Genomic DNA, 12,200 nt, shown 5'->3' with positions numbered 1-12,200 from the left:
TTTACATGCCTGACCGTAGGGCTTAAGGGCAAATTCACTCAATATTCACTTTAGTTGCCAAACTAGTCTAGCAAATGATTGTGTCGCTCAGTAGCGCGCACATAGTTTGGATATCCGACGATTCAAGGCCGCGCACCATGAAACAGCGCCGTCAAAATGCATCGGTTCGTTAACAACCTATGCAATGGTTATGCCGTTTGGCGTGACGTTATCGAGGTAGACGCCGCGCACTTCTTCAACCACTAAGGCTTTGTCGGCGTAAAGCATCTACGAACATTATGAAGTTGCGCTCAGCAAGCGAGCTGTCGCAGGAAACACGGCCTAGATTTGAGTACCTCTGCAATCGAGATCATTTGACTACAACTGGTTGAAGGGCGTGCGCTTCCTTGTCGAGTCTCCTTTTTCGTGTGCGCAACTGCAGATTTTACTGTTAAACCGATGTTGAGTCGTTTGAATTGGAACGGAATGTGTGTAGTCCGCGAAAGATTTGCGCACTGATTCTATTTCCGTTGTGAGCATATCCGCCGATTGTTTTGCACTCATCAGGGCATCAGGGCATCAGGGCAACCGCAAAGATTTCAAGATTTGTTGTCGCAAGTACGATCCTGCGTCGCACTTCTAAACAAAACTGGCTGACTAATGAACGGCTTCACTTTCCTCGTTGGCATAGAGAAGAAGCGTGAACAAGCCATTACCTATCTGCCATTTTAGAAGAGACTCCCCAATTGGAGCTGGTTCGAAAAGGCACTTTCAGTAGGTTGGTGCGAATTGACTTAGGGGAGGTCAATCCACTCCTGAATTTCCAGGCCCGCCTGTAGTCCGTTGTCAACATCTAAGCTGAGCCTGGCGTCCGTGTTCTGTTTAGTATTGTTCATGAGCTCACCATAAAATTTTACGGTTAGGCTGTAGTCATGATGAACCAAACAGCAATATTTATTGACGCCGGATTCTTACTTTCACTAGGTGGTCATCGTGCTGCCGGTACAACATTGCGGTCAGCTTTTACGACGCACTATGAGTCCTTGGTCCGAGGCATAGTTCAAACGGTCAAGAAGAATACTGGACTGAATAACTTACGCGTTTATTGGTACGACGCATCTAAAGACGGCCTGTTTACCGAGCAGCACAAGCGTATTGGGCTGATCCCAGGCGTTAAAGTGCGTTTAGGTCGAATTTCTTACAACGGTGAGCAAAAGGGCGTTGATCTTCGTCTTGCATTAGATCTTGTCGGGGTGGCTAGGAACCGTTCCGCGTCAATTGCTTATCTTGTTTCCGGAGATGACGATCTTGCGGAAGCAGTAGAAGAAGCGCAAGACCTTGGCATGAAAGTTGTTCTTCTAGGTGTCGCAAAGGCCGACAGCAGGCTTGGTGTTGCCTCGGTTGCGGAACATTTGGCTTTGACCGCCGACTACATTGAAACCATACCCAATCAACTGTTGGACAGCGCTTTTACCAAGGTCTTGGAGTGGGACCAGCACCACTCGGAGAAGACATCGATTATTGCCAATGCGCCTGCAGAAGCGCCGGCCCCAGTTTCCGCGAAGCCCTTTGCTCCAACGCCAGCGGTGATGGCTCAAAAGGCATCCTCCAAGGCGATATCGGTGACCGAGCCAAACGCTGAAGTCGTATATTCCAGTGGTGGCGAGCGCCCTGGGTTCAAAGGCAACGCTGCCTATGAACAGCAAGAACTCAAAGTGGCTGAAGAAATTGGCGCCAAGGTTGCAGAATCATGGCTCGCGTTTACCACGCAATCAGAAGTTATCGAGCTCATGGCAGACAAGCCCCAGCTTCCACCAGAAATCGACAGGACACTGCTCAAAGACTGCGCTCAAGTTCTGGGGGAGTGGAAAACGGATCAGCAGACAATCCGCAGAACCTTGCGTAGCGCCTTCTGGGAGTATCTGGCAAAGATCATGTGACGAGTTAGCAACGACTTGAAGAACTCCAACGGGCGCGAGCTAAGGTAAATTTGTAACGTGACTTCTCAGCAGAAACCTTTTTACATCACCACTGCCATTTCCTACCCGAACGGCACTCCGCACATCGGCCACGCATACGAAGTCGTGGCCACGGACGTCATGGCGCGGTTCAAGCGGCTTGACGGACATGACGTCTTCTTCATGACCGGCACAGACGAGCATGGCCAAAAGATGATGCAGACGGCTGAAAAGCTGGAAATCACGCCAGCTCAACTAGCTCAGCGCAACTCGGACGCATTCCAAGCGATGAATGATGAGCTGGGCACGAGCTATGACCGTTTCATCCGCACCACGGACGCGGATCACCATGCAGCTGCCCAAGAGTTGTGGCGCCGCATGGAAGCCAACGACGATATCTACCTCGATAAGTACGCCGGTTGGTATTCAGTGCGCGATGAAGCGTTCTACACCGAGGAACAGACTGAAGTTCGCGAAGACGGTATCCGCTACGCAACCGAAACCGACACCGAAGTGACTTGGACTGAAGAAGAATCGTATTTCTTCCGACTCTCCAAGTACCAGGACAAGTTGCTTGCGTATTATCAGGACAATCCTGAATTTGGCGCGCCACGTTCCCGTTTCAATGAGGTAGTGCGATTCGTTGAAGGCGGCCTCACCGACTTGTCGATTTCCCGCACAACCTTTGACTGGGGCATCCCGGTACCGGGCAACGAAAAGCACGTTATGTACGTGTGGGTGGATGCCTTGACTAACTACCTCACTGGAGTCGGCTTCCCAGACGTAGAGTCCGCGTCTTTCCAGAAGTACTGGCCAGCAGACGTTCACGTTATCGGCAAGGACATTTCGCGCTTCCACGCCATCTACTGGCCGGCATTCCTGATGTCTGCCAAGCTTCCGCTGCCAAAGCGCGTCATGATCCATGGATTCCTGCACAACAACGGCGTAAAGATGTCCAAGTCCTTGGGGAATACTGTTTCGCCTGATGACTTTGTGAATCGATACGGCTTGGACCAGGTCCGTTACTTCTTCCTGCGAGAGGTACCTTTCGGAGCTGACGGTAGCTACAACCACGAGACCATCGTCGCTCGCATTAATGGTGACCTCGCCAACAACTTCGGCAACCTTGCTCAGCGATCGTTGTCGATGGTCGCAAAGAACTGCGGCGCGGTTGTGCCAACGCCGGGTGAATTGCTAGAAGCAGACCAGCAGATTCTCAATGCCGCTGGACAACTTCTTGAGCTTAATCGGGATGCCTACTCGCGTCAGGAATTTAGCAAGGCCCTCGAAGCTGTGTGGCATGTATTGGGCGATACCAATGCCTACTTCGCGGAACAAGAGCCATGGAAACTGAAGAAGACTGATCCGGAACGAATGGCTACGGTGTTGTACGTGACCATTGAAATCGTCCGCAAGGTTGCTCTGCTTCTGCAACCAGTTTTGCCGCAGGCCATGACCGCAATGCTCAACTCGCTGGCAATTGGCGAAGGATCAGCACGGACCTTCGAATACTTTGATACGGCATTAGTGCCTGGCACCGAGTTGCCGGCACCGTCGCCAGTATTCCCTCGGTACGAGGAAGAAAAATAGCAGAGCCTGCTTAAGCCAGATTTGCCTGCCGCGCAGAGACCTCAGTTCTCAGTGTGGCAGGCAAATTTGTACCCAGCTGCTGGTCCGCTTAAGCGCCTAGGGGCTTACAACACCAGTCTGGTAGGCAATGACCACTGCCTGAACTCGGTCCCGTGCTTCCAACTTCGCCAGAATGTGGCCAACGTGGGTTTTCACCGTTGCCTCTGAAAGGAACAATTCCTCTGCAATTTCTGGATTGGATCTTCCCAGCGCAATCAATCCGAAAACTTCCCTCTCGCGTCGCGTCAGGGACTCCACGAGCTCTGAAAGCTGCTTGTTGCCCTGGGTGCTCTCTTTTTTCAGCAGGGGAGCCATGTGATCCAGGAGGCGGCGAGTAGTCGAGGGGGCAATGACCGCATCGCCCTTGTTTACTGTGCGAATGGATTCCAGGAGTTCCTCGGGTGGTGCATCTTTCAACAAGAAACCACTCGCGCCAGCTTGAATCGCGCTCAAGGCGTATTCGTCCATGTCAAAAGTTGTCAGAACGAGGACTTTAGGCCCTTCGGCTGCAGTCTTGGAGGGATCCAGCAAACGCTCTGTTGCTTCGATGCCATCCATTTCCGGCATGCGCACGTCCATGAGGATGACATCGGCTTGGCGCATCAGTGGAGTGGCAACGGCTTCACGGCCATTGCCAGCCTCAGCAATCACATCCATGTCTTCTTGTGAATTAATCAGCATTCGGAAGCCACTTCGTACCAGCAGCTGATCATCGACCAGGGCGACCTTGATGACGTTGTTATTTTCCATGTGAATTTAGTCCTCGGAGTATGGAATGAAAACTGCGACGGCGAATCCGCCGGAAGATTGTGGGCCGGCGGTGCATGTTCCCTCATATAACGCTACGCGTTCTTTCATGCCTTGCAGCCCTTGGCCGGCTCCCTCAAGCTTGATTGCGCCTGCGCCGCGTCCGTCATCTTTGACCCGCAGCTCCAGTCCCCGGTAGGTCCAATTGAGGAGAACTTCTGCCACGGCGTCGGAGCCAGCGTGCTTGAGCACATTAGTCAGCGATTCTTGAACGCACCGGTAAGCCGTCAGTTCCGCGCCAGCGGGTAGTTCCTTGCGTGGCGTTCCATGGGTTTGAAGTTGTACGGCCAATCCTGAGTTCGTGGCGATCTCTACCAAATTGGGGATATCTCCCAGAGCAGGCAACGGCCTGTTTTGCAGTTCTTCGTCCTTCCGGAGGACACCGAGAAGGCGGCGCATCTCCTTGAGCGAAGAACGCCCGGTATCAGAAACCGTCTTGAGCGTATCGATGGCGATTTGAGGATCATTGACGGCCGCATAGCGCGCACCGTTGGCCTGCGTAATGATCACTGACAAGGAGTGGGCAACAATGTCGTGCATTTCGCGGGCAATATGGTTCCGTTCATCGGAGGCAGCCAGGGCCCTTTCCATAATGCGCTCTTTTTCAAGGCGTTCTGCATGTTCCTTCAGCGATTTCATGGCCAGCCGCCGTGTACGCGCCAGGTCGCCGAAGGTCCACGAGACAGTGACTACGAGAGCGAGGCCGACAAACGAGACCAGCATGTTGAACGTCATGGATGGGCTCGGGTCCGTGGCGTATCGGAATGGGTTGAACATGCTGAACGTCGCCAGCACCGCTCCTGCCAATCCGAGCGAGAGCGTGCCGAACGATTGCCATCGTTTCCCATAAACCGCCATGGTGTAAACCATGATGGGAACCGAAAACTGCGAAGGCAGCAAGAGGCCGTCGAATCCGAGCTGCAGGAGATGCCCAAATGCGATAACCAGGGTGACGGCCCACGGATATCGCCTGCGAACCATCAGCGGAGCTGACTGCAGCGTGGCGATAGCCATGATCGACAGCATGGCCGAGGCGGACATGGCGCCAGCCAACCCGATGGTTCCGGGGACACAGAACAAGGTGTAGATCAGACCGGTAATGAAGTCTATTCGTCGCGGATTCGCTCTGATCCAACCGTCAATTCGACGGTGGGGATTGGCAAAAATCAATGCGTCCTTCAATTCAATGGTATGAGCTGCAGGCTAGTGAAGCAGTGTTTGCTCCGGCCCGTACATCTAGAATATCGACTTCAGCAGCATGTATACCTCATGCCTGGGATTGAGATTTGAGCGGTCGTTAAATAGTAGTCCAACATATGAGATGAACTCTCACATGTTGGACTAAGATCGCTAAAGTTGAAGCATGGCAAATGAAATTGATATTGCGGTCATTCCAGGCGACGGGATTGGCCCTGAAGTTGTAACTGAAGCGGTCAAGGTACTGAAGTTCGTCACCAATGGTGGCAAGCAAGAACTCAAGCTCACTTACTACAAGCTTGGCGCTGAACACTGGTTGGAAACTGGCGAAACCTTGCCGGAGGAGACCCTCTCGGCTATCAAGCAGCATGACGCAATTCTTTTTGGCGCAGTGGGAGCAGCGCCAGGGGATGCTCGAATCCCGTCAGGGATCATTGAGCGCGAAATGCTTTTGAAGTTGCGTTTCTCCCTGGACCATTTCGTGAACCTGCGTCCGTCCAAGCTCTACCCCGGCATTGAAAGCCCCTTGTCCAACCCCGGGGCCATCGATTTCATTGTGGTGCGCGAAGGTACCGAAGGCCCATATGTTGGCAACGGCGGTTCGGTCCGAACCGGAACCGCGCATGAAATCGCGACCGAGGTATCGGTCAACACGGCCTATGGAGTAGAACGCGTGGTGCGAGATGCTTTCCGCCGGGCTTCCGAGCGAGAACGCAAGCACGTGACCTTGGTCCACAAGCACAACGTCCTGGTGCATGCCGGACACCTGTGGAAGCGCACTGTGGAAGCTGTCGCAGTCGAGTTCCCAGAAGTGACCCACGATTACCTGCATGTAGACGCGGCCACTATCTTCCTGACTACTGAGCCATCCCGCTTCGATGTCATCGTTACGGACAACCTCTTCGGTGACATCCTGACTGACCAGGCTGGAGCAATTACCGGTGGCATCGGCTTGGCTGCGAGCGGCAACATCAACATGGACCGCACCTACCCATCGATGTTTGAGCCAGTACATGGATCTGCCCCGGATATTGCCGGGCAGCAGAAGGCCGACCCAACGGCGGCCATCCTTTCGGTAGCGCTGATGCTGGACCATCTCGGAATGTCAGAAGAAGCACGCGCTGTTGAGCAAGCTGTTGAAAAAGAGATCACTTCACGTCAAGAATTGACCGATAATCGCACCACCAGTGAAATCGGCGATGCAATTGTCGCTTTACTGGCATAAGCTGAAAGTGACGTTTCCGATTAGCATCTAATCGGTAGCAATTCCACGAACGGGTGTTCCGCTTTGGCGTGGAGCACCCGTTCTTTGTTTATTGAGCTAGGAAGTCCAAGGTAGATGGAATTCACCGAAAATCTTTCAACGAGTCGCAAGAGCGATCAAGAGCGCGCCAGCGTTTTGGCCAACCCTGGTTTCGGGGACTTCTTTACTGACCACACCTCCGTTGTCGACTGGAGCGCCAATGAGGGCGGCCATGGCGGGGAATGGCATGATGCCCGCATCGAGCCTTATGGTCCCATCGCGATGGATCCAGCTGCCTCGGTGCTGCACTATGGCCAGGAAATCTTTGAAGGCCTCAAGGCTTACCGCCATGAGGACGGCTCGGTGTGGACCTTCCGTCCGCGCGCAAACGCAGCCCGCTTGAACAAGTCCGCCCAGCGGTTGGCCCTGCCCCAGCTGGACGAAGATGTTTTTGTTGAGTCACTGAAGAAGCTGGTTGCCACCGACATCGATTGGGTTCCAAGCGGCGAAGGCGAAGCGCTGTACCTGCGGCCGTTCATGATTGCCACTGAAGCATTCCTCGGAGTGCGTGCGGCGCGCGAAGTTTCCTATCGGGTCATCGCCTCGCCAGCGGGCAACTACTTCGGTGGAGAGCTCAAGCCGGTAGCCATTTGGGTATCGAAGAACTACGCCCGCGCCGGCCGCGGCGGCACCGGTTCTGCCAAGTGCGGTGGCAACTACGCGGCATCATTGGTAGCGCAACTGGAAGCCGAGGAGAATGGCTGCAAGCAGGTGCTCTTCCTCGATGCCTTCAATGACAATGCTGTTGAAGAACTGGGTGGCATGAATGTTTTCTTTGTCACCAAGGACAACAAGCTGGTTACTCCTGCACTGACCGGAACCATCCTTGAAGGTGTTACCCGTTCATCAGTGATCCAGCTGGCCAAGGACCGTGGCATGACAGTGGAAGAACGGAAGATCACCCTTGATGAATGGCGTGATGGCGTTGCTTCCGGTGATATCACGGAAGTATTTGCCTGCGGTACCGCCGCAGTAATCACTCCAATTGGCCTGCTCAAGAATGGCGATGAACTCATCGGAGACGAGAACGCTCCTGCCGGTGAAGTAACGATGTCCATTCGCGAGGAACTGCTGGGCATCCAGCTGGGCACCGTCGAAGATCGACACGGCTGGCTGGAGCGTTTGGCCTAGACGGCAATCCAAACGACTACGATGGTCTCGGGGCTTAAGCCCCGGGGCCATTGTTGTATGCGAAAAGGAATGAAATGCACGTACTGGTAACTGGCGGTGCAGGCTACATAGGATCACACGCCGTGCTCTTGCTGCTCGAAGCTGGCCACAAGGTTTCTGTCTTCGACAATCTGAGCAATTCATCGCCTGAGTCCCTGAGGCGCGTACGCGACATGTCCAATTCGGCTCCCGAACTTTTCATTGGCGACTTGCTGGATAGCGACCGGCTGGATTCTGTCTTGAGCCAGACCAAGCCGGACGCAGTCATCCACTTTGGCGGTTTGAAGGCCGTAGGAGAGTCCGTTGAAAAGCCGATTTCCTACTACCAGAACAACGTCGTCGGCACCTTGAACCTGGTATCAGCGATGGAAAAAGCTGGAGTAAAACGACTGGTTTTCAGCTCATCCGCAACGGTCTACGCCGAGTCCACCCAGTTGCCACTGGTAGAAGATGCACAGCGTGCCGCATCAAACCCCTACGGGCGGACCAAGCTGCATATCGAGCAAATCCTCGAGGACCTTGCGGTCTCCGACTCTTCATGGTCCATCGCCACCTTGCGCTACTTCAATCCAGTCGGTGCGCATCCTTCGGGAAACATCGGCGAAGATCCTCAGGGCATCCCGAACAACCTCATGCCGTTTATTGCACAGGTAGCGGTCGGGCGCCGCAGCGAAGTCCAGGTCTTCGGCAATGATTACCCAACCTACGATGGAACTGGCGTGCGGGACTACATTCACGTCATGGACCTTGCCCAGGGTCACCTGGATGCATTGGACTTCTTGAACACCCACACCGGCCAGTACGTCTGGAATCTCGGAACCGGAAGTGGAACGAGCGTCCTGGATGTCATTGGCGCCTTCTCGCGGGCCTGCGGCCGGCAGCTTCCATACAAGTTGGTAGAGCGCCGCCCGGGCGATATCGCCGAGTACTACGGTGATCCGACAACAGCACGCTTGGAGCTCGGCTGGAAGGCTGAACGAGGAGTCGAGGAAATGGCCCGGGATATGTGGGAATGGCAGTCGAAGAACCCCGCTGGATACCCGGATTATGATCTTGACGGAATTTCTGAAGAAGAAATTAACGAGTTTATCCGTGGAAGCCGCGCCACGATCGCTAAACAAGACTAGACAAGAGAAAACCGAATGAAAATTGCAAGATTTGTAGTAGACGGTGATCCGCTGTACGGAGTCGTTGATGGCAACGACATCCACGTCCTGGCAGGAGACCCTTTCTTCCAAGGAATCAAAACCACAGGGGCAACCCACAGCCTGGATGATGTTCGCCTGGTGGCGCCAATCATTCCTCGTTCGAAGGTTGTCGGGTTCGGGCGCACCTACCGTGAACACGCTAAGGAACTGGGCAATGAAGTTCCGCAGGAACCCATCATGTTCTTGAAGCCTAATACCTCGGTGGTTGGCCATGGGGATCCTGTCACCCTTCCAGCGTTCTCTGATGAGGTTTCCTTCGAGGGTGAACTAGCTGTCGTCATTGGGCGTATTTGCAAGGACGTCCCTGCCGACAAGGCCCAAGACGTAATCTTTGGCTACACCGTAGCCAATGACCTCACCGCGCGCGATGCGCAACGCAGCGACCTCCAGTGGGCCCGCGCCAAAGGGTTCGATGGATCCTGCCCTCTGGGTCCGTGGATTGAAACTGAATTGCCGGATCCAGACGACGTGGGCATTGTTACTCGAGTCAACGGTGAAGTTAAGCAAGATGGCTCAACCAGCGAAATGATTTGGCCAGTCAACGAACTGGTGGCGCGAGCTTCGGAAGCCTTCACGCTCTTGCCAGGCGATGTGATTATGACTGGAACACCTGCAGGCGTTGGACTGGTCGATGCTGGGGATGTCGTTGAAATCGACGTCGAAGGAATCGGTTCATTGCGAAGCGTATTCCGGCGCTGAGTTAGTTTAACTAGTCTTTATCTGGGTACAATAGTTATTAACACCAACTTGCCATCATCATTTGGGTGGAACCGCACTGGCTCTCGATCATTTATGTGATCGGGAGCCTTGCGGTTTAAATGCGACTTTCGGTGCGAAAGGCATAGAATGAAGACATCATGACTGATCTATCGCTGATTCCCGAAGTAACCGAAGATACCCCGGTACGCGTTCGCTTTTGCCCATCACCCACTGGAACTCCACACGTTGGATTGATCCGTACGGCCCTGTTCAACTGGGCTTACGCTCGTCACACGGGCGGCAAGATGATTTTCCGCATCGAAGATACGGATGCGAAGCGCGACTCGGAGGAAAGCTACAACCAGGTGCTGGACGCCTTGAACTGGTTGGGTATTGACTGGGATGAAGGCGTTAACGTCGGCGGGCCGCACGAGCCTTACCGCCAGTCTCAGCGAGGCGAGATCTACCAGGATGTCATTGCCAAGCTCCGCGCGGCCGGACACCTGTACGAGTCATACTCCACCCCCGAGGAAATCGAAGCGCGCCACAAGGCTGCCGGCCGGGATCCAAAACTTGGCTATGACAACTTTGACCGCGAGCTCACCGACGAGCAGAAGGCAGCGTTCAAGGCAGAAGGCCGCGAGCCTGTGCTGCGTGTTCGCATGCCGGATCACGACGTCACGTTCAATGACCTGGTCCGTGGTGAGATCACGTTCAAGGCAGGCAGCGTGCCGGACTATGTTGTAGTTCGCGCCAACGGGCAGCCCCTGTACACGCTGGTCAACCCCGTTGACGACGCTTTAATGGGCATCACCCATGTGCTTCGCGGTGAAGACCTGCTGTCTTCCACGCCACGCCAGGTTGTCTTGTATGCACTCCTGCACGATATCGGTGTTGCAAAGTACATGCCGCGCTTCGGCCACTTGCCATACGTGATGGGCCAGGGAAACAAGAAGCTTTCCAAGCGTGATCCAGAATCAAGCTTGTTCCTGCACCGCGACAACGGGTTCATTCCAGAGGGCTTGCTCAACTATCTGGCATTGCTCGGCTGGTCATTGAGCGCCGATGAAGACATCTTCACCAGCGAGCAGCTTGTTGAAGCCTTTGACGTTACCGATGTCCTGTCCAACCCGGCACGATTCGATGTCAAAAAGGCAGAAGCCATCAACGGTACGCATGTGCGCATGCTGGAACCGAAGGACTTCCGGGATCGCTTGGTTCCATATCTCCAGGCCGCCGAACTCGTTGGCGCCGAGCTGACCGCTCGCGAAAACGAAATCCTTGATCAGGCAGCTCCACTGGTGCAGGAGCGCATCGCGCTCTTGGGCGAAGCTACCGACATGCTGGAGTTCCTCTTCAAGTCGGACGATGAGATTGTCGTTGCTGACAACGCCCTAAAAGGCATGCCGGCGAACCTCGCAGAGGTGGTGGATGCATCGGTTCAGGCGCTTGAAGGCTTGTCGGACTGGAACGCAGAGACCATCCAGGCAGCGCTTCGCGCCAAGTTGGTTGACGAGTTGGAGCTCAAGCCGCGCCAGGCTTTCGGCCCTGCTCGTGTCGCAATTTCGGGTAAGCGCGTATCGCCACCGCTCTTCGAGTCCATGGAAATCCTGGGCCGCGAGTCGAGCTTGAACCGTCTTCGTGCTTTTGGCGAATCCCGGTAGGGTCATTCCCTAGCACCAGCGGTACATGCAGAGCACCTTGGATGTTTGCAACATTGAACGATGTTGGCATCCTAGGTGCTCTTGCTTTTGCCGGATAGTGAGCGTGTCTGCGGGGGAGTCCAAGTGAAGCAGTCGCGATTCAGGCTGAATGCGGGGGTGCGTCAATTCACAGTGGCAATTTGCGACGGAAGCGGAACCCCAGCAAGACCAAAATGCTAATTTTCATTGATTCTGCGCGGAAATTGGGCGTAGCCGTGTGCCGGTCCCTCGATTTGTGTAGTTCTTTGCTGGACGGTATAGTTTTATCTCGTGCTACGGAAGTGGCCTGGAATAATGCTTGACAGAATTCCTAAACTCCCAAGTCACAATGGGATATGGTGTAATTGGCAACACAACGGTTTCTGGTTCCGTCATTCTAGGTTCGAGTCCTGGTATCCCAGCGCTTCATCGGATTCATCCGATGAGCCAAGGTAAAACTTGGCGTACGGCCCCATCGTATAGCGGCCTAGTACTCCGCCCTCTCACGGCGGCAACACGGGTTCGAATCCCGTTGGGGTCACCACATGAAAAACCACGGAGAGATCCG

Annotated in this window: 9 protein-coding genes and 2 tRNA genes; 9 read left to right on the top strand and 2 right to left on the bottom strand. The window is 54.4% G+C overall.

Annotated elements, in window-relative coordinates:
- Window positions 1-911 precede the first annotated feature (911 nt).
- Window positions 912-1,919, top strand: a complete 1,008-nt coding sequence (locus tag AC6CHO_RS09615) for an NYN domain-containing protein (protein ID WP_498214805.1) — start codon at window positions 912-914, stop codon at window positions 1,917-1,919.
- 57 nt (window positions 1,920-1,976) lie between these two features.
- Window positions 1,977-3,527 (top strand): methionine--tRNA ligase, encoded by a 1,551-nt coding sequence (metG, locus tag AC6CHO_RS09610; RefSeq protein ID WP_498214804.1) that lies wholly within the window; start codon window positions 1,977-1,979, stop codon window positions 3,525-3,527.
- Between the two features lie 96 nt (window positions 3,528-3,623).
- Here the strand turns inward: metG and AC6CHO_RS09605 are convergent, their stop codons facing one another.
- Together AC6CHO_RS09605 and AC6CHO_RS09600 are read right to left on the bottom strand one after the other, a co-directional pair.
- Window positions 3,624-4,316 (bottom strand): response regulator, encoded by a 693-nt coding sequence (locus AC6CHO_RS09605; RefSeq protein WP_498214803.1) that lies wholly within the window; start codon window positions 4,314-4,316, stop codon window positions 3,624-3,626.
- 6 nt (window positions 4,317-4,322) lie between these two features.
- On the bottom strand, window positions 4,323-5,555 hold the full coding sequence (locus AC6CHO_RS09600; RefSeq protein ID WP_498214802.1) for a sensor histidine kinase: 1,233 nt from the start codon (window positions 5,553-5,555) through the stop codon (window positions 4,323-4,325).
- A gap of 181 nt (window positions 5,556-5,736) precedes the next feature.
- Here AC6CHO_RS09600 and AC6CHO_RS09595 point away from each other — a divergent pair, with 181 nt between their 5' ends.
- From AC6CHO_RS09595 to AC6CHO_RS09565, 7 genes are all read left to right on the top strand, one after another.
- On the top strand, window positions 5,737-6,795 hold the full coding sequence (locus tag AC6CHO_RS09595; RefSeq protein WP_498214801.1) for a 3-isopropylmalate dehydrogenase: 1,059 nt from the start codon (window positions 5,737-5,739) through the stop codon (window positions 6,793-6,795).
- 114 nt (window positions 6,796-6,909) lie between these two features.
- Entirely contained in the window at window positions 6,910-8,004 is a 1,095-nt protein-coding gene (locus AC6CHO_RS09590) for a branched-chain amino acid aminotransferase (RefSeq protein WP_498214800.1), read from the top strand.
- 74 nt (window positions 8,005-8,078) lie between these two features.
- Entirely contained in the window at window positions 8,079-9,170 is a 1,092-nt protein-coding gene (galE, locus tag AC6CHO_RS09585) for a UDP-glucose 4-epimerase GalE (RefSeq protein WP_075972444.1), read from the top strand.
- A 15-nt stretch (window positions 9,171-9,185) separates the two neighbouring features.
- Entirely contained in the window at window positions 9,186-9,950 is a 765-nt protein-coding gene (locus tag AC6CHO_RS09580; protein ID WP_498214799.1) for a fumarylacetoacetate hydrolase family protein, read from the top strand.
- Window positions 9,951-10,108: 158 nt separating this feature from the next.
- Complete coding sequence (gene gltX / locus AC6CHO_RS09575) at window positions 10,109-11,614, top strand: glutamate--tRNA ligase (RefSeq protein WP_498214798.1); 1,506 nt, start codon at window positions 10,109-10,111, stop codon at window positions 11,612-11,614.
- Window positions 11,615-11,982: 368 nt separating this feature from the next.
- A tRNA-Gln gene (locus AC6CHO_RS09570) sits at window positions 11,983-12,054 on the top strand.
- Window positions 12,055-12,100: 46 nt separating this feature from the next.
- Window positions 12,101-12,176: transfer RNA gene (locus tag AC6CHO_RS09565), tRNA-Glu, on the top strand.
- The last annotated feature ends 24 nt before the right edge of the window (window positions 12,177-12,200 follow it).

It is taken from the genome of Glutamicibacter sp. GQ173 (assembly GCF_059759215.1).
This window is presented reverse-complemented; position numbering and strand designations above follow the sequence as displayed.